Annotated in this window: 14 protein-coding genes; 9 read left to right on the top strand and 5 right to left on the bottom strand. The window is 61.4% G+C overall.

The window, feature by feature from the left end; genetic code table 11:
- Positions 1-3: 3 nt before the first annotated feature.
- From rplA to rpoC, 5 genes are all read left to right on the top strand, one after another.
- Positions 4-702 (top strand): 50S ribosomal protein L1, encoded by a 699-nt coding sequence (gene rplA / locus GA829_RS22980; RefSeq protein ID WP_195174903.1) that lies wholly within the window; start codon positions 4-6, stop codon positions 700-702.
- Between the two features lie 413 nt (positions 703-1,115).
- A complete protein-coding gene (rplJ, locus tag GA829_RS22975; RefSeq protein ID WP_195174902.1) occupies positions 1,116-1,634 on the top strand; it encodes a 50S ribosomal protein L10 in 519 nt (172 codons plus the stop codon).
- A 54-nt stretch (positions 1,635-1,688) separates the two neighbouring features.
- Complete coding sequence (gene rplL / locus GA829_RS22970) at positions 1,689-2,066, top strand: 50S ribosomal protein L7/L12 (RefSeq protein ID WP_027028829.1); 378 nt, start codon at positions 1,689-1,691, stop codon at positions 2,064-2,066.
- A gap of 254 nt (positions 2,067-2,320) precedes the next feature.
- Positions 2,321-6,457, top strand: a complete 4,137-nt coding sequence (rpoB, locus tag GA829_RS22965; protein ID WP_195174901.1) for a DNA-directed RNA polymerase subunit beta — start codon at positions 2,321-2,323, stop codon at positions 6,455-6,457.
- A 152-nt stretch (positions 6,458-6,609) separates the two neighbouring features.
- On the top strand, positions 6,610-10,806 hold the full coding sequence (rpoC, locus tag GA829_RS22960) for a DNA-directed RNA polymerase subunit beta' (protein WP_195174900.1): 4,197 nt from the start codon (positions 6,610-6,612) through the stop codon (positions 10,804-10,806).
- 67 nt (positions 10,807-10,873) lie between these two features.
- Here the strand turns inward: rpoC and GA829_RS22955 are convergent, their stop codons facing one another.
- Together GA829_RS22955 and GA829_RS22950 are read right to left on the bottom strand one after the other, a co-directional pair.
- A complete protein-coding gene (locus GA829_RS22955; protein ID WP_195174899.1) occupies positions 10,874-11,086 on the bottom strand; it encodes a helix-turn-helix domain-containing protein in 213 nt (70 codons plus the stop codon).
- Between the two features lie 10 nt (positions 11,087-11,096).
- Entirely contained in the window at positions 11,097-11,675 is a 579-nt protein-coding gene (locus GA829_RS22950) for a DUF2975 domain-containing protein (protein WP_195174898.1), read from the bottom strand.
- A gap of 98 nt (positions 11,676-11,773) precedes the next feature.
- Here GA829_RS22950 and GA829_RS22945 point away from each other — a divergent pair, with 98 nt between their 5' ends.
- Positions 11,774-12,175 carry a chlorophyllide reductase gene (locus GA829_RS22945; protein ID WP_195174897.1) on the top strand — a complete coding sequence of 134 codons (402 nt, stop codon included), beginning with the start codon at positions 11,774-11,776 and terminating at the stop codon, positions 12,173-12,175.
- Between the two features lie 96 nt (positions 12,176-12,271).
- On the opposite strand, the gene GA829_RS22940 is transcribed toward GA829_RS22945, so the two are convergent.
- From GA829_RS22940 to GA829_RS22930, 3 genes are all read right to left on the bottom strand, one after another.
- Entirely contained in the window at positions 12,272-13,195 is a 924-nt protein-coding gene (locus GA829_RS22940) for a Gfo/Idh/MocA family protein (RefSeq protein ID WP_195174896.1), read from the bottom strand.
- A 76-nt stretch (positions 13,196-13,271) separates the two neighbouring features.
- The gene (locus GA829_RS22935) at positions 13,272-14,384 is read right to left on the bottom strand and encodes a PLP-dependent cysteine synthase family protein (RefSeq protein ID WP_195174895.1); all 1,113 of its coding nucleotides are present in this window, start codon (positions 14,382-14,384) and stop codon (positions 13,272-13,274) included.
- A gap of 36 nt (positions 14,385-14,420) precedes the next feature.
- Complete coding sequence (locus GA829_RS22930; RefSeq protein WP_195174894.1) at positions 14,421-14,702, bottom strand: transcriptional regulator; 282 nt, start codon at positions 14,700-14,702, stop codon at positions 14,421-14,423.
- Between the two features lie 479 nt (positions 14,703-15,181).
- Here GA829_RS22930 and rpsL point away from each other — a divergent pair, with 479 nt between their 5' ends.
- From rpsL to fusA, 3 genes are read left to right on the top strand one after another with little or no spacing between them, the layout of a single operon-like run.
- Positions 15,182-15,553 (top strand): 30S ribosomal protein S12, encoded by a 372-nt coding sequence (rpsL, locus tag GA829_RS22925; protein WP_006333356.1) that lies wholly within the window; start codon positions 15,182-15,184, stop codon positions 15,551-15,553.
- A 59-nt stretch (positions 15,554-15,612) separates the two neighbouring features.
- Positions 15,613-16,083 carry a 30S ribosomal protein S7 gene (rpsG, locus tag GA829_RS22920; RefSeq protein WP_008875664.1) on the top strand — a complete coding sequence of 157 codons (471 nt, stop codon included), beginning with the start codon at positions 15,613-15,615 and terminating at the stop codon, positions 16,081-16,083.
- A 29-nt stretch (positions 16,084-16,112) separates the two neighbouring features.
- Positions 16,113-18,203 (top strand): elongation factor G, encoded by a 2,091-nt coding sequence (gene fusA, locus GA829_RS22915; protein WP_195174893.1) that lies wholly within the window; start codon positions 16,113-16,115, stop codon positions 18,201-18,203.
- Positions 18,204-18,255: the final 52 nt, after the last annotated feature.

The raw sequence follows: 18,255 nt of genomic DNA, 5'->3' as shown, positions 1-18,255 counted from the left end.
ATCATGGCAAAGATTGCAAAGCGTGTATCGAAGACCCGCGAAGGCATCGATCCCAACAAGGCCTATGCCCTGGGCGATGCTCTGAAGCTGCTCAAGGATCGTTCCTCGGTCAAGTTCGACGAGACCATCGAAGTCGCCATGAACCTCGGCGTCGACCCGCGCCATGCCGACCAGATGGTCCGCGGCGTGGTCAACCTGCCGAACGGCACCGGCCGCTCGGTCCGCGTCGCTGTGTTCGCGCGCGGCGACAAGGCTGACGAAGCGCGTGCCGCCGGCGCCGACATCGTTGGTGCCGAGGATCTGGTCGACATCGTCCAGAAGGGCACGATCGATTTCGATCGCTGCATCGCCACGCCGGACATGATGCCGCTCGTAGGCCGTCTGGGTAAAGTGCTCGGCCCGCGCGGCATGATGCCGAACCCGAAGGTCGGCACCGTCACCACCGACGTCGCCGCCGCCGTCAAGGCGTCCAAGGGCGGTGCGGTCGAGTTCCGCGTCGAAAAGGCTGGCATCGTCCATGCCGGCGTCGGCAAGGTCTCGTTCGACGTCAAGGCTCTGGAAGAAAACATCCGCGCCTTCGCCGATGCGGTGACCAAGGCAAAGCCGGCTGGCGCCAAGGGCAACTACGTCAAGAAGGTGTCTGTCACCTCGACGATGGGCCCGGGCCTCAAGCTCGACGTCTCGACGCTCGCTGCGTCCTGATATGACCATTTGGATCGGCCGCTAGGCGGCTGATCCGTAAAAGAATCCCGGGCCTCCGACCTCAGGTTGGCGGCCCGGTGCCGGAAGCCGCGAGGCTTCCGGACATCCTGTCCGAGATTGCGGGCGGTCCAAGCCTTGGTTCCAAGGGGAGGGCCTTAATTCATGTGGGCCTGCATGAGACGGGTGAAGACCGGACAACGGAGCGACCGCTCCAATGAAAGGTTCGAACCGTGTTTGCCTTTTGTCTGCGCATCTCCGGCCTGGCCGTCGATGTGGCGAAAGGGGGCAGGATCCTCGAGCGTCGTTCGGGAGATCCGTTACTGGATAGCCCGGCCGACAAAGGCAACCCGACGCCGGTCCTCGTCAATGGGAATGTTCCCGTTAGCAGGATTGGGGTCAACTGGAGATAGGCAGTGGACAGAGCGGAAAAACGCGAACTCGTCACGGGCCTGAACGGTGCGTTCTTGAACGCAGGTTCAGTGGTCGTGGCCCACTACGCCGGTATCACCGTCGCGCAAATGAACGACCTTCGGTCGAAAATGCGCGCCGCCGGTGGTACCGTCAAAGTCGCGAAGAACCGTCTCGCCAAAATCGCTCTTCAGGGCACGGACTCCGCATCGATCATCGATCTGTTCAAGGGACAGACGCTGATTGCTTATTCGGAGGATCCGATTGCGGCGCCGAAGGTCGCGTCCGATTTCGCCAAGGGAAATGACAAGCTTGTCATTCTCGGTGGCGCAATGGGCACCACCTCGCTCAACGCCGACGGTGTGAAGGCACTCGCCACACTTCCGTCGCTCGACGAGCTGCGCGCCAGGCTGGTTGGCATGATCGCCACGCCGGCAACCCGGATCGCCCAGATCGTCAATGCGCCAGCGGCTTCGGTCGCGCGCGTCATCGGCGCTTACGCCCGGAAGGACGAGGCGGCATGAGGCCGTTCCTCGCTATCACATACACACGTTCGAACCTTATGAAGGAACATTACAATGGCTGATCTCGCAAAGATCGTAGACGACCTTTCGAAGCTGACCGTCCTCGAGGCGGCCGAGCTGTCGAAGCTTCTGGAAGAAAAGTGGGGCGTTTCCGCCGCTGCTCCGGTGGCTGTTGCCGCCGCTGGCGGTGGTGCTGCTGCTGCTGCTCCGGTCGAAGAGAAGACCGAGTTCGACGTCGTTCTCGTCGAGGCAGGCGCTCAGAAGATCAACGTCATCAAGGAAGTGCGCGCCATCACCGGTCTTGGCCTCAAGGAAGCCAAGGACCTGGTGGAAGCAGCTCCGAAGCCGGTCAAGGAAGCCGTTTCCAAGGCCGACGCTGACAAGTTCAAGGCCCAGCTGGAAGCAGCCGGCGCCAAGGTCGAACTGAAGTAAGCGTTGAATACCGGCGGACGGCCTCGCGCCGTCCGCCACTTCCTTGGTGTCCAAGGGAGGCCGCGTAACGCGAGACATACGAGAACCTCTTTCCTGAGGGCCGCGGGCCGGCCTTCAGGAAACGGGTTTTCTCCCGTTCTAGCCAGCCGCCGCCAGGTGGCGGGAAAACAGACAAAGGGCTGCCGCCAAGGTGGTCCAGAATGCAAGGCGAGCCGCGGCGAGGTTCGTCCCGAGTTTAGAGCTAAGGAGCGACGATGGCCCAGACCCAGACTTTCAATGGCCGCAGACGCGTACGCAAGTTCTTCGGAAAGATCCCGGAAGTTGCGGAGATGCCGAACCTGATCGAGGTTCAGAAGGCATCTTATGACCAGTTCCTGATGGTGGCGGAGCCCAAGGGCGGACGTCCGGATGAGGGACTGCAAGCCGTTTTCAAGTCGGTCTTCCCGATTCAGGACTTCTCCGGCTCCTCGATGCTGGAATTCGTGAAGTATGAGTTCGAAGGACCGAAATTCGACGTTGACGAATGCCGTCAGCGCGACCTGACCTACGCCGCGCCGCTGAAGGTGACGCTGCGCCTCATCGTGTTCGATATCGACGAAGATACCGGCGCGAAGTCGATCAAGGACATCAAGGAGCAGGACGTCTACATGGGCGACATGCCGCTCATGACCTTGAACGGTACCTTCATCGTCAACGGCACCGAGCGCGTCATCGTCTCGCAGATGCACCGTTCGCCGGGCGTCTTCTTCGACCATGACAAGGGCAAGTCGCACTCGTCGGGCAAGCTTCTGTTTGCCGCGCGCGTCATCCCCTATCGCGGTTCGTGGCTCGACATCGAGTTCGATTCCAAGGACGTCGTGCACGCCCGCATCGATCGCCGCCGCAAGATTCCGGTGACGTCGCTGCTGATGGCGCTCGGCATGGACGGCGAAGAGATCCTGTCGACCTTCTACAACAAGATCACCTACAAGCGCGCCGGCGACCATTGGCGCATTCCGTTCAACGTCGAGCGCTTCCGCGGCCTGAAGGCTGTCGGCGACCTGGTCGATGCCGATACGGGCGAGATCGTTGTCGAAGCCGGCAAGAAGATCACCGCCCGCCAGGCGAGGGCGCTTGGTGAAAAGGGTCTCAAGGCGATCAAGGCGACCGACGAGGATCTGCTCGGCAACTACCTCGCCGAGGACATCGTCAACTACGGCACCGGCGAGATTTTCCTCGAAGCCGGCGACGAGATCGACGAAAAGACGCTGAAAGTGCTTCTCGGCACGGGCGAAAACGAGATCAAGGTTCTCGACATCGACCACGTCAATGTTGGCGCCTATATCCGCAACACGCTCAACGTCGACAAGAACGAGAGCCGTCAGGACGCATTGTTCGACATCTACCGTGTCATGCGCCCCGGCGAGCCGCCGACGCTCGAAACCGCTGAAGCCATGTTCAACTCGCTGTTCTTCGACAGCGAGCGCTATGATCTGTCGGCCGTCGGCCGCGTCAAGATGAACATGCGCCTTGAGCTCAAGGCCGAGGACACCGTGCGCGTGCTGCGCAAGGATGACATCCTGGCCGTGGTCCGCACGCTCGTCGAGCTGCGCGACGGCAAGGGTGAGATCGACGACATCGACAATCTCGGCAATCGCCGCGTGCGCTCGGTCGGCGAGCTCATGGAAAACCAGTACCGCGTCGGCCTGCTGCGCATGGAGCGCGCGATCAAGGAACGTATGTCCTCGATCGAGATCGACACGGTGATGCCGCAGGATTTGATCAACGCCAAGCCGGCGGCTGCCGCCGTGCGCGAGTTCTTCGGTTCCTCGCAGCTGTCGCAGTTCATGGATCAGACCAACCCGCTGTCGGAGATCACCCACAAGCGCCGTCTCTCGGCGCTTGGACCGGGCGGTCTGACCCGCGAGCGTGCCGGCTTCGAAGTGCGCGACGTGCATCCGACCCACTATGGCCGTATCTGCCCGATCGAAACGCCGGAAGGCCCGAATATCGGTCTGATCAACTCGCTGGCCACCTTTGCGCGCGTCAACAAGTACGGCTTCATCGAGAGCCCGTACCGCAAGATCGTTGACGGCAAGCTGACCAACGACGTCGTCTATCTCTCGGCGATGGAAGAGGCCAAGCACCACGTCGCGCAGGCTAACGCCGAACTCGACAAGAACGGCGGTTTCGTCGACGAATTCGTCATTTGCCGCAGTGCCGGCGAAGTGATGATGGCGCCGCGCGAAAACGTCGATCTTATGGACGTGTCGCCCAAGCAGATGGTGTCGGTGGCCGCGGCCCTGATCCCGTTCCTTGAAAACGACGACGCCAACCGCGCTCTGATGGGCTCGAACATGCAGCGTCAGGCCGTGCCTCTGGTGCGCGCCGAAGCGCCGTTCGTCGGCACCGGCATGGAGCCGATCGTTGCTCGTGACTCGGGCGCCGCTATCGGCGCCCGCCGCGGCGGCATCGTCGACCAGGTGGACGCGACTCGTATCGTTATCCGCGCCACCGAGGATCTCGATCCGGGCAAGTCCGGCGTCGATATCTACCGGTTGATGAAGTTCCAGCGCTCGAACCAGAACACCTGCATCAACCAGCGCCCGCTGGTGCGTATGGGCGATCTGGTCAACAAGGGCGACATCATCGCCGACGGTCCGTCGACGGAGCTCGGCGATCTGGCGCTCGGCCGCAACGTGCTGGTCGCGTTCATGCCGTGGAATGGCTACAACTACGAGGACTCGATCCTGCTCTCCGAGCGTATCGTGGCCGACGACGTCTTCACCTCGATTCACATCGAGGAGTTCGAGGTCATGGCCCGCGACACCAAGCTCGGGCCTGAGGAAATCACGCGCGATATTCCGAACGTCTCGGAAGAAGCGCTGAAGAACCTCGACGAGGCCGGCATTGTCTACATCGGTGCGGAAGTGCAGCCGGGCGATATCCTGGTCGGCAAGATCACGCCGAAGGGCGAAAGCCCGATGACGCCGGAAGAGAAGCTTCTGCGCGCCATCTTCGGTGAAAAGGCATCGGACGTGCGCGACACGTCCATGCGCATGCCTCCGGGAACGTTCGGCACGGTCGTCGAAGTGCGCGTCTTCAATCGCCACGGTGTGGAGAAGGATGAGCGCGCCATGGCGATCGAGCGCGAGGAGATCGAGCGCCTGGCCAAGGACCGCGACGACGAACAGGCGATCCTCGACCGTAACGTCTATGCGCGTCTTTCCGACGTGCTGGTCGGCAAGGAAGCAATCGCTGGACCGAAGGGCTTCAAGAAGGGCTCGACGCTGTCCAGGGATACGCTCGACGAGTATCCGCGTTCGCAGTGGTGGCAGTTTGCCGTGGAGAACGAAAAGCTCCAGAGCGAACTGGAAGCCTTGCGTGGCCAGTACGACGACTCCAAGAAGGCACTCGAACAGCGCTTCATGGACAAGGTCGAGAAGGTGCAGCGCGGCGACGAAATGCCTCCGGGCGTCATGAAGATGGTCAAGGTCTTCGTGGCCGTGAAGCGCAAGATGCAGCCGGGCGACAAGATGGCCGGCCGTCACGGCAACAAGGGTGTCGTGTCGCGTATCGTTCCGGTCGAGGACATGCCTTTCCTCGAGGACGGCACGCATGCGGATATCGTGCTCAACCCGTTGGGTGTGCCGAGCCGTATGAATGTCGGCCAGATCCTGGAAACGCATCTGGGCTGGGCTTGCGCGGGCATGGGCAAGAAGATCGGTGATCTGATCGATGCGTACAAGACAGCCGGCGATATCAAGCCGCTGCGCAAGACGCTCGAAAGCTTCATTCCGGCCAACGACCGCAACGAGCCGGTTCGCGAATACGACGACGAGAGCATTGTTCGCCTGAGCGAGCAGATGCGCCGCGGCGTCTCGATCGCGACACCGGTGTTCGACGGCGCCCACGAAGCCGACATCAACATCATGCTGGAGCAGGCGGGCCTGCACACCAGCGGTCAGTCGCAGCTCTATGACGGACGCACCGGCGAGCCGTTCGATCGCAAGGTGACGATGGGCTATATCTACATGCTCAAGCTTCACCACCTCGTGGACGACAAGATCCACGCGCGTTCGATCGGACCTTACTCGCTCGTTACCCAGCAGCCGCTGGGCGGCAAGGCGCAGTTCGGTGGCCAGCGCTTCGGCGAGATGGAGGTCTGGGCGCTGGAAGCGTACGGCGCCGCCTACACGCTGCAGGAAATGCTGACGGTGAAGTCCGACGACGTCGCCGGCCGCACCAAGGTCTACGAGGCGATCGTTCGTGGCGACGACACGTTCGAGGCTGGCATCCCCGAGAGCTTCAACGTTCTCGTCAAGGAAATGCGGTCGCTTGGCCTCAATGTCGAGTTGGAGAACACCAAGCTGGACGACAATCCGGTCCGGCTGCCCGACGCTGCCGAATAGGGGCGCGGCCGAATAAGCAAGACGTCGGGTCGCGGGAGAAGGCTCTCGCGACCGGACGCACAAATTCCACGGCCGGTGGCCGACAAAGACGGCGGGCGTTTGGTCCGCGTTAGATGCAAGGGGTTTTCGAGGACCCCGAAAAGGAGAACGGCATGAACCAAGAGGTCATGAATCTCTTCAATCCCCAGGCGCCGGCGCAGGTGTTCGATTCCATCCGGATTTCGCTCGCCAGCCCTGAGAAGATTCTGTCCTGGTCGTTCGGCGAGATCAAGAAGCCGGAGACCATCAACTATCGTACTTTCAAGCCGGAACGCGACGGCCTGTTCTGCGCGCGCATTTTTGGCCCGATCAAGGACTATGAGTGCCTGTGCGGCAAGTACAAGCGCATGAAGTACAAGGGCGTCATCTGCGAAAAGTGCGGCGTGGAAGTCACGCTGTCGCGCGTTCGCCGTGAGCGCATGGGCCATATCGAGCTCGCGGCGCCGGTCGCCCATATCTGGTTCCTGAAGTCGCTTCCGTCGCGCATCGGTACGCTGCTCGACATGACGCTGAAGGATATCGAGCGCGTCCTCTACTTCGAGAACTACATCGTTACCGAGCCCGGCCTCACCGCGCTGAAGGAGCACCAGCTCCTCAGCGAGGAAGAGTACATGATTGCTGTCGACGAGTATGGCGAGGATAGTTTCACCGCCATGATCGGCGCCGAGGCCATTCATGACCTTCTGGCTGGCATGGACCTGGAGAAGATCGCCGGCGACCTGCGTTCGGAACTGGCTTCGACCACGTCCGAGCTGAAGCAGAAGAAGTATCTGAAGCGGCTCAAGGTCGTCGAGAACTTCATGGAATCCGGCAACCGTCCGGAATGGATGATCATGAAAGTGGTTCCGGTCATTCCGCCGGACCTGCGCCCGCTCGTTCCGCTGGATGGTGGACGTTTCGCGACGTCCGACCTGAACGATCTCTATCGGCGCGTCATCAACCGCAACAACCGCCTGAAGCGGCTGATCGAGCTGCGCGCCCCCGGCATCATCGTGCGCAATGAAAAGCGCATGCTGCAGGAAGCCGTCGATGCGCTGTTCGACAACGGCCGTCGTGGCCGGGTCATCACCGGCGCCAACAAGCGTCCGCTGAAGTCGCTGTCCGACATGCTCAAGGGCAAGCAGGGCCGGTTCCGCCAGAACCTGCTAGGCAAGCGCGTCGACTATTCCGGCCGCTCGGTCATCGTGACCGGTCCGGAGCTCAAGCTGCATCAGTGCGGCCTGCCGAAGAAGATGGCGCTCGAGCTGTTCAAGCCGTTCATCTACGCCCGTCTCGACGCCAAGGGTTACTCCTCGACCGTCAAGCAGGCGAAGAAGCTGGTCGAGAAGGAGCGTCCGGAAGTCTGGGATATCCTCGACGAGGTTATCCGCGAACATCCGGTGCTGTTGAACCGCGCGCCGACGCTGCACCGCTTGGGCATCCAGGCATTCGAGCCCATCCTGATCGAAGGCAAGGCGATCCAGCTGCATCCGCTGGTCTGCACGGCCTTCAACGCCGACTTCGACGGCGATCAGATGGCTGTTCACGTGCCGCTGTCGCTGGAAGCGCAGCTTGAAGCCCGCGTGCTGATGATGTCGACAAACAACATCCTGCACCCGGCTTCCGGCGCGCCGATCATCGTGCCGTCGCAGGACATGGTTCTCGGTCTCTACTATCTCTCGATCGTCAACCAGAACGAGCCGGGCGAGGGCATGGTGTTTGCCGACATGGGCGAGCTCCAGCACGCGCTTGAGACCAAGGCCGTGACCTTGCACTCCAAGATCAAGGGCCGCTTCCGCACGGTCGACGCCGAAGGCAAGGTCGTGTCGAAGATCCATGACACCACGCCTGGCCGCATGATCATCGGCGAGCTTCTGCCGAAGAACGTCAATGTGCCCTACGAGACCGCCAACCAGGAGATGACCAAGAAGAACATCTCCAAGATGATCGACACCGTCTACCGCCACTGCGGTCAGAAGGAGACGGTCATTTTCTGCGATCGCATCATGGCCCTTGGCTTCAGCCACGCCTGCCGCGCCGGCATTTCGTTCGGCAAGGACGACATGCTGATCCCGGACGCCAAGATCAAGCTGGTGTCCGATACCGAGGCTTTGGCCAAGGAATACGAGCAGCAGTACAATGACGGCCTGATCACGCAAGGCGAGAAGTACAACAAGGTCGTCGACGCCTGGGCCAAGTGCTCGGAAAAGGTCGCCGACGAAATGATGGCCCGCATCAAGGCGGTCGAGTTCGAGGACAATGGCCGTCAAAAGCCGATGAACTCGATCTACATGATGTCGCACTCCGGTGCGCGTGGCTCGCCCACCCAGATGCGCCAGCTCGCCGGCATGCGCGGCCTCATGGCCAAGCCGTCGGGTGAAATCATCGAGACGCCGATCATCTCGAACTTCAAGGAAGGCCTCACCGTGCTCGAGTACTTCAACTCGACCCACGGCGCCCGCAAGGGTCTGGCCGACACCGCCTTGAAGACCGCGAACTCGGGCTACCTCACCCGTCGTCTGGTCGACGTGGCGCAGGACTGCATCGTCAACTCCGTCGACTGCGGCACCGACAAGGGCCTCACCATGCAGCCGATCGTCGATGCCGGTCAGGTCGTCGCTTCGGTTGGTCAGCGCGTGCTCGGCCGTACCTCGCTCGACGACATCACCCATCCGGTGTCGGGCGATGTCCTGGTCAAGGCCGGTACGCTGATGGACGAGCGTGACGTGGAACAGATCGAAAAGGCCGGCGTGCAGTCGGTTCGCATTCGCTCGGCACTGACTTGCGAAGTCAGGATCGGCGTCTGCGCGGTCTGCTACGGACGCGATCTGGCCCGCGGCACCCCGGTCAACCAGGGCGAAGCCGTCGGCGTCATCGCGGCGCAGTCGATCGGCGAGCCGGGCACCCAGCTCACCATGCGTACCTTCCACATGGGTGGTACCGCGCAGGTGGTGGATAGCTCGTTCCTTGAAGCCTCGTATGAGGGCAAGGTCGAGATCCGCAACCGCAACGTGGTGCGCAACTCCGACGGCCAGCAGATGGTCATGGGCCGCAACATGGCGGTTCTGATCCTCGACGAAGCCGGCAAGGAGCGCGCCTCGCACCGCCTCACCTATGGTTCGCGTATCTTCGTGGACGATGGTGACAAGGTGAAGCGTGGCCAGCGTATCGCCGAATGGGATCCCTACACCCGCCCGGTCCTCACCGAAATCGAGGGCAGGGTGTCGTACGAGGATCTGGTCGACGGCATTTCCGTCCAGGAAACGGCCGACGAGTCGACCGGCATCACCAAGCGTGAGGTCATCGACTGGCGCTCGACGCCACGCGGCAACGATCTGAAGCCGGCGATCGCCATTCAGGATGCCAAGGGCAAGGTCGGAAAACTGTCGAAGGGTGGCGATGCCCGCTTCCTGCTCTCGGTCGAGGCCATTCTTTCTGTCGAGCCGGGTTCACAGGTTCGCCCCGGCGACGTGCTGGCGCGTATCCCGATGGAAAGCGCCAAGACCAAGGACATCACCGGCGGTCTGCCGCGTGTTGCCGAACTGTTCGAGGCACGTCGTCCGAAGGATCACGCCATCATCGCCGAGATCGACGGCACGATCCGCTTCGGCCGCGACTACAAGAACAAGCGCCGCATCATCATCGAGCCGCATGACTCGACGCTTGAGCCGGTCGAATACCTGATCCCGAAGGGCAAGCCGTTCCATCTCCAGGACGGTGACGTCATCGAGAAGGGCGACTACATCCTCGACGGCAATCCGGCGCCGCACGACATCCTGGCGATCAAGGGCGTGGAGGCACTTGCTTCCTACCTCGTGAACGAAATCCAGGAAGTCTATCGTCTGCAGGGCGTGTCGATCAACGACAAGCACATCGAGGTGATCGTTCGCCAGATGCTGCAGAAGGTCGAGATCACGGTGCAGGGCGATTCGACCTACATTCCGGGCGATCATGTCGACGTGATCGAGCTGGAAGAGGTCAACGATCGCCTGGTCGAGGATGGCAAGAAGCCGGCCGAAGGCCTGCCGGTGCTGCTCGGCATCACCAAGGCGTCGCTGCAGACGCCGTCCTTCATCTCGGCCGCCTCCTTCCAGGAGACGACCCGAGTGCTGACCGAAGCAGCGGTTGCCGGCAAGACCGACATGCTGCAGGGCTTGAAGGAAAACGTCATCGTCGGCCGGCTTATCCCGGCCGGTACCGGCGGCACGATGAGCCAGATCCGGCGCATCGCCACCTCGCGCGACGAACTGATCATCGACGAGCGCCGCAAGGCGTCGGGCGCCGAAGTCGCCGAGCCGATGCTGACCGAAATGATCACCGCCGCGCAGTAAGCGCGTCGGCACAAATCTCAGGCAACGAGGCCGTCGGGGCAACCCGGCGGCTTTTTTGTCTTTTGGGTTATCCGCTCGGCTTTTCGAACCGTAGCAGATCGCCCGGCTCGCAGCCGAGATACTCGCAGATGCGCTCCAGCGTATCGAAGCGGATGCCCTTGACCTTTCCTTGTTTCAACAGGGAAAGGTTGGCCTCGGTGATGCCGACATATTCGGCCAGATCCTTCGACTTAACATTTCGCTCGGCTAGGACGACGTTGAGGCTGACCCGTATCGGCATGAGTTGATCCTCAGACGAACTGTGCATTTTCTTCGGCGAGCGCGGACGCTTCTGCCATCACCCAGGCAATCACCGCAATGATGCCGGCCGCGAGCAGCGCCAGCATCGTGTCGCTGCCAAGGCCAAACGTCAGGCGATGCTGGCCGCTAGGGGCATTCCAGGTCAAAAGCACCGACAATGCCGCGGCTGAAAAGGGTTTCAGCAACGCGGACGCAAGCAGGCCGAGGGCACAGTTGCGCAGGTTTCTTGTCACTTCCGGACTGAAGAAGATGCCATCCACAAAAGCGCGGAAGCAACGTCTGGCCGCCATCAGCGCCCAAATCAGGCAGGCGAGCGGGGCAAAGGAAATCGCAAAGCCCGCCACTCTGCGGCCAATGCCAAGATTGGCCAGCCACTCCGGTGGAATCTGCGCGTCGGTCGCCACTGACGCGGCCGATGCCATGAACCAATAGAGCAGCAACGCAATCGTCAGCAGTGCCGTCAATGCAACGCAACACCGCCCCAGCATGACGCTGAAGAAACGGATTCGATCCAATCTGGCTTGACGAGCAGGATCAAGGGCTGAGGTCTTGGCTAGGGACTCGGTCACGGTTCGCCTCGGTTGGGTCTTGAAATTATCGTTTTACAATAATAAATTTATGCGCAATGATGTTTCTTGTCAAGATGACACCCAGACAGGAGAAACCTATGCCTTCCTTTGACCGCAAGATCGCCTTTGCCGCCATCTGCGCCATCTCCGCCCTCATGCTGCCTTTCCCGGTATCCGCCGCGCCATCGACCGCGAAAGGCCAGATCTCGGTCGGACAAGTTATGGAGATGATCGCAAAAGCCGACTCAAGTGCGATCGCCAGACAGACGCTGGTGGCCTATGTCGCTGGTGTCGGCGAAACGGCCGGAGCCATTGCCGATACTATCGGCAAACGCGCCCGCGGCGTGTCGTGCAAGAGCCCATTCAGGCTGGATGCGGCGTCGGTGCGTACAGCCCTGGAAACAGCAGCTCCAAGCCAGGCCAGTTGGTCGCAAACGCCAGCAACCCCGCTGATCGTGGCTGACATGGTCAAGCGCGCCGGTTGCCGCGCCGAGGATTGATACCTGCCGGATCCGTGGTACGGGGAGCCCGGTAGACAATCGCAAAGCGGGCGCCGCCAGTCACAAAAGGTGGCGCCCGGTTGTTTCAGGCGAGGCTCAGTCGAAGAATGCCTCGACCACATTGCGCTTGCCGAGCATGAAGGCGTCGGCGACATGCTGAAGCGGTGCCAGATCGACATCCGAGACGCCGGCACGGACGATTTCGGCGAAACGCCTGTAGAGCATCGGGTATTCCGCCTCGGGCTCTTCATGAACGACGCGCCCGTCGATCGCGAGTTTGGTGCCGCCGCCCGAAAGTACCATCTGCCCGGCGTCTGTATCGGCAAGAATGTCCCAGCTTTGCGGCCCGGTCTGACGCCAGTCGAGGTCCATCGCCACCGTCAATCCGCTGGCGCGGAAAGTAACCTGTGCGGCGATCGGGGCGGCGCGATTCTCGGGAAAATCGAGCGTTGCCGAAGTAATGTGCATGGCCGGCAGGATATAGGTTGCGATCGACAACGCGTTGATGCCGGGATCAAAGACGCCAAAACCACCTGGCTGCCAGATCCAGTCCTGGTTCGGGTGCCAGCGGCGCACGTCTTCCTTCCAGTTGATCGCGGCTGCCTTGATCCGGGTCGACGCGAGGAAGCCGCGCGCGGCTTCCACCGCCGGCGCATAACGCGAATGCCAGCTGGCGAACAGGCAAACACCTTGCTGCGCTGCCAGCGCCTTCAGGTCCTCGACCTCGCTGACCGTGGCACCAGGCGGCTTTTCCAGGAAGACATGCTTTTTCGCGTCCAGCGCCATGCGCGCCGCGTCGTAGCGGAACTGTGGCGGCATGCAGAGCGAAACCGCTTCAAGTTCCGGAACGGCGCCAAGCATCGCCCCGATATCCGGGAAGTTCGGGATGTCGTCGACCTTGCCATGCCGGCTTGCAGCCGCGATCAGCTGGAAATCGCGATCTTTCGCCAGGGCCGGCAGATGCTGGTCACGAACGATCTTGCCGACGCCGACAATGCCTATTCTGATGGGCTGGGACACGGACGCTCCGTCTGTTGAATTGCGCGCATTTCTTAGCAGAAGAACGGTCTCGGACAAGCTGCGGGCTTGCGGTATCTCAACCCCAGCTTTCCTCGAACTTCAACGTCAGCCTTTCGCCGTTCAGAAAGGCTTCGATCGCCGGTTCGAAGGGGGAGGGGTCAAGGCCATTCGCCAGCAGCCATTCGTCGGAATAATAGGTATTGGCGTAACGCTCGCCGGAGTCACAGATGAGCGTGACCAGCGAGCCAGCCTTGCCGGCCTCGATCATTCGCGCCGCCTGAAAACAAATCGCGATGAAGTTGGTGCCGGTCGAGCCGCCGACGCGGCGGCCAAGGCGGCGCGACAGAACCCGCATCGCCGCCAGTGAAACCGCGTCCGGCACCCGCAGCATGTGGTCGATGACACCTGGCACGAAGGAGGGCTCGACGCGAGGCCGGCCGATGCCTTCTATCCGCGACGGCTGTTCGCAGCGGCGGTCGCGGTCATGTGTGGCAAAGCCATCGAAGAAGGCGGAGCGCTCTACGTCGGCGACCGACAGCCGCGTCGCATGCTGTTTGTAGCGGAGGAAGCGGCCGATCGTGGCTGACGTGCCGCCGGTGCCGGCGCTCATGACGATCCACGTGGGGATAGGATGCCGCTCATCGCGCATCTGGCCGAAGATCGATTCGGCGATGTTGTTGTTTCCGCGCCAGTCGGTGGCGCGCTCGGCATGGGTGAACTGATCCATGAAATGGCCGCCGAGCCGTTCGGTCAGTTCCGCCGATTCGGCATAGATGCGCCTGCCATCGTCTATGAAGTGGCAATTGCCGCCATAGTGCTCGATCGCCGCTATCTTTTCGGGCGAGGTCGAACGCGGCATCACCGCGTAGAACGGCACGCCGATCATGCGGGCGAAATAGGCTTCCGACACCGCGGTCGAACCGGATGACGCTTCCACCACGGCGGTGCCTTCACGAATATGCCCGTTGCACAGCGCATAAAGAAACAATGACCGTGCCAGCCGGTGCTTCAGGCTGCCGGTCGGATGCGTGGACTCGTCCTTGAGATAGAGGTCCATGCCGGTCAGTGCCGGCAGGTCGAGCTTCCACAGATGGGTATCGGCCGAGCGGCGCTGGTCGGCTTCGATCGCGGCAACCGCGCGGTCGGCCCAGGCCCGGGATCGCGGTTCCATCGCTTTTGACTTCGCCATCGCTACTGCCTCGATTCGATTCTCGATTGGCCAGCTTCAGATAGGAACGTCGAACGTCACGATCGAAACCTCACCTTCGAGGGCGCCCTGAAATGCCGACAGATGCGGCTCGTCATCGGGCTCGCCGTCCATGTCGCCGATCTGGTCCAGTTCAGCCTCGGCATAGCCTTCAGCCGCCAGCGATTCGAGTACGCGGCGCACCGCCGAATCGTCATCGGGTGCGACAAGCATGACGTGGACGCCTTCCGGTTTGCCGCCTTTCTTCTTCCATACCCGGCCAGTGATGATGGTGACCGGGCGCTCCTCATTGTCGTTCACGAACTGATTCCTCTCAGGCAAAATGGGCCGGGCGGGCGAGGTTGTGCCGCTCATACGGCCTTTTCGCACGAAGCCTGGCCTTGCGACAGCCAAAAGCCGGTCACTTTCTTCCTCGCGCTTGCAAAACGGCGAAAGAAAATTAGCTGCGGTTTTCGCATGGCAGCCAAGCCCTGCCTTCAGTGCAATATTTGGCGCTGCGGGGTTGACGGTTCGCGGGGTTGCGGGTAGAAGCCGGCCAGTCAGAACCGATGTGAGGCTCTCCTTTCCGAAGCGACACGCTTTGGAGTTTGCCTCAAACAGGGTTCATTTTACGAGCGAAAAGACATTTCCGGCGTGCACGAAGCGGCTTCCGCTTCCTCTGCCATTTGTTCGGGCAAGACCGCGAGGCGCGGTTTATGGCCCGAATTTGCGTATGGAAATGACGCTTTGAGCGGCCTTGACTGGGCACGAGACACGGAATTGAGAGACAAGAGGGTTTAATGCCTACCGTCAACCAGCTGATCCGCAAGCCGCGCATTGCGCCGGTGAAGCGCAACAAGGTCCCGGCCATGCAGCAGAACCCGCAGAAGCGGGGCGTTTGCACGCGCGTCTATACAACGACGCCGAAGAAGCCGAACTCGGCGCTTCGCAAGGTGGCCAAGATTCGCCTGACCAACGGTTTTGAGGTGATCGGTTACATCCCCGGTGAAGGCCACAACCTTCAGGAACACTCCGTGGTGATGATCCGTGGCGGCCGCGTGAAGGATCTTCCGGGCGTCCGTTATCACATCATCCGCGGCGTGCTCGACACGCAGGGTGTGAAGAACCGCAAGCAGCGCCGTTCGAAGTACGGTGCCAAGCGTCCGAAGTAAGGTTTTCCGGCCTTGGTGCTCTTTGTGGTGCCGGGCTACGAGATTGAGAGACAGAAGCCATGTCCCGTCGTCATAGTGCAGAAAAGCGTGAGATCAATCCGGACCCGAAGTTCGGCGATCTGATCGTTACCAAGTTCATGAACGCCGTCATGTATGACGGCAAGAAGTCGGTTGCCGAGACCATCGTCTATGGCGCGCTCGACCAGGTTCAGTCCAAGACCAAGCAGGAGCCGGTCACGGTCTTCCATCAGGCGCTCGACAATGTCGCGCCGCATGTGGAAGTGCGTTCGCGTCGTGTTGGCGGCGCCACCTACCAGGTTCCGGTCGACGTGCGCCCCGAGCGTCGTCAGGCTTTGGCGATCCGCTGGTTGATCGCTGCTGCCCGCAACCGCAATGAGACCACCATGGTCGACCGCCTTTCCGGCGAGCTGATGGACGCGGCGAACAACCGCGGCACGGCCGTCAAGAAGCGTGAAGACACCCACAAAATGGCTGAAGCCAATCGCGCTTTCGCACACTACCGCTGGTAAAGCGCGAACGAGACTGAGAGGCACCTCCCATGGCCCGCGAATACAAAATCGAAGACTACCGCAATTTCGGTATCATGGCGCATATTGACGCCGGCAAGACGACGACCACCGAGCGCGTCCTCTATTACACGGGCAAGTCGCACAAGATCGGCGAAGTGCACGACGGCGCTGCGACCATGGATTGGATGGAGCAGGAGCAGGAACGCGGCATCACCATCACGTCCGCCGCGACCACGACCTTCTGGAAGGGTCGCAGCGGCAAGATGTACCGCTTCAACATCATCGACACCCCCGGCCACGTCGACTTCACCATTGAAGTCGAGCGTTCGCTGCGTGTGCTCGACGGCGCTATTGCGCTGCTCGACGCCAACGCTGGTGTTGAGCCGCAGACGGAAACTGTCTGGCGTCAGGCCGACAAGTATCGCGTGCCGCGCATGATCTTCTGCAACAAGATGGACAAGATCGGCGCCGATTTCTACCGCTCGGTCGAGATGATCGGCTCGCGCCTCGGTGCGCAGGCTGTCGTCATGCAGCTGCCGATTGGCGCTGAGACCGAATTCAAGGGTATCGTCGATCTCGTCGAGATGAACGCACTGGTTTGGCGCGATGAGACCCTGGGCGCGGCCTGGGACGTCGTCGAAATCCCGGCCGACCTTCAGGCGCGTGCCGAAGAATATCGCGAGAAGATGATCGAAGCCGCCGTCGAAATGGACGAGACGGCGCTTGAGAACTACCTCGAAGGCAGGATGCCGAACAACGAAGAGATCCGTGCGCTGATCCGCAAGGGCACCATCGCGGTGAAGTTCTACCCGATGTTCTGTGGCTCGGCCTTCAAGAACAAGGGCGTGCAGCCTCTGCTCGACGCCGTTGTCGAATACCTGCCGTCGCCGGCGGACGTGCCCGCGATCAAGGGTGTCGATGCCAGGACCGACGCCGACATCGAGCGCCACGCTGATGACAACGAGCCGTTGTCGATGCTCGCTTTCAAGATCATGAACGATCCGTTCGTTGGATCGCTGACCTTCGCCCGTATCTACTCGGGCAAGCTGACCAAGGGCACCTCGGTCGACAACACCGTAAAGGGCAAGAAAGAGCGCATCGGCCGCATGCTGCAGATGCATGCGAATTCGCGCGCCGACGTCGAAGAGGCTTTTGCCGGCGACATCGTTGCCCTGGCTGGCCTCAAGGATACGACCACCGGCGACACGCTCTGCGATCCGCTGCATCCGGTCATTCTGGAGCGCATGGAATTCCCCGATCCGGTCATTCAGATCGCGATCGAGCCGAAGACCAAGAACGACCAGGAAAAGATGGGCCTCGCGCTGCATCGCCTGGCCGCGGAGGATCCGTCCTTCCGCGTCAAGACCGATGAGGAAAGCGGCCAGACCATCATCTCCGGCATGGGTGAACTTCACCTCGACATCATCGTCGACCGCATGCGTCGCGAGTTCAAGGTCGAAGCCAATGTCGGCGCGCCGCAGGTGGCCTATCGCGAGACGATCACCCGCAGGCACGAGCAGGACTACACCCACAAGAAGCAGACCGGTGGTACAGGCCAGTTCGCTCGCGTGAAGATTGTGTTCGAGCCGAACCCCGATGGCGAGGAATTCGTGTTCGACTCCAAGATCGTCGGCGGCGCGGTGCCGAAGGAATATATCCCCGGCGTCGAAAAGGGCCTGCTGAGCAAGATGGGTTCCGGAACGTTTGCCGGTTTCCCGATGATTGGCGTCAAGGCCACTCTGATCGACGGCGCCTACCACGACGTCGACTCCTCGGTGCTCGCGTTCGAAATCGCTTCCCGCGCTTGTTTCGTTGAAGCTTCGCCGAAGCTCGGCGTGCAGTTGCTCGAGCCGATCATGAAGGTCGAAGTTGTGACCCCGGAAGACTATGTCGGCGGCGTCATCGGCGACCTTAACGGCCGTCGTGGCCAGATCCAGGGCCAGGAAGCTCGCGGCGTGGCCGTGGTCATCAATGCGATGGTCCCGCTGGCCAACATGTTCAAGTACGTCGACAACCTGCGCTCGATGAGCCAGGGACGCGCGGCCTACACCATGCAGTTCGATCACTACGAGCCAGTGCCGACGGCGGTGGCCACCGAAGTCCAGAAGAAATACGCGTAACCCGCCAGGGTTGCAGCAGTAACTTAAATTCAATGCCCGCACGGGCGAGCAG

Source organism: Mesorhizobium sp. INR15 (assembly GCF_015500075.1).
In the GTDB taxonomy this organism is placed as follows: Bacteria; Pseudomonadota; Alphaproteobacteria; order Rhizobiales; family Rhizobiaceae; genus Mesorhizobium.
The sequence above is the reverse complement of the archived record's forward strand: the minus strand, read 5'-3'. Positions and strand labels throughout refer to the sequence as shown.

Bases quoted from the DNA above. Each gene is read 5' to 3' on its own strand.
- rplA (WP_195174903.1), top strand. From the start codon at position 4: ATGGCAAAGATTGCAAAGCGTGTATCGAAGACCCGCGAAGGCATCGAT.
- rplL (WP_027028829.1), top strand. From the start codon at position 1,689: ATGGCTGATCTCGCAAAGATCGTAGACGACCTTTCGAAGCTGACCGTC.
- rpoB (WP_195174901.1), top strand. From the start codon at position 2,321: ATGGCCCAGACCCAGACTTTCAATGGCCGCAGACGCGTACGCAAGTTC.
- rpoC (WP_195174900.1), top strand. From the start codon at position 6,610: ATGAACCAAGAGGTCATGAATCTCTTCAATCCCCAGGCGCCGGCGCAG.
- GA829_RS22955 (WP_195174899.1), bottom strand. From the start codon at position 11,086: ATGCCGATACGGGTCAGCCTCAACGTCGTCCTAGCCGAGCGAAATGTT.
- GA829_RS22945 (WP_195174897.1), top strand. From the start codon at position 11,774: ATGCCTTCCTTTGACCGCAAGATCGCCTTTGCCGCCATCTGCGCCATC.
- GA829_RS22935 (WP_195174895.1), bottom strand. From the start codon at position 14,384: ATGGCGAAGTCAAAAGCGATGGAACCGCGATCCCGGGCCTGGGCCGAC.
- rpsL (WP_006333356.1), top strand. From the start codon at position 15,182: ATGCCTACCGTCAACCAGCTGATCCGCAAGCCGCGCATTGCGCCGGTG.
- rpsG (WP_008875664.1), top strand. From the start codon at position 15,613: ATGTCCCGTCGTCATAGTGCAGAAAAGCGTGAGATCAATCCGGACCCG.
- fusA (WP_195174893.1), top strand. From the start codon at position 16,113: ATGGCCCGCGAATACAAAATCGAAGACTACCGCAATTTCGGTATCATG.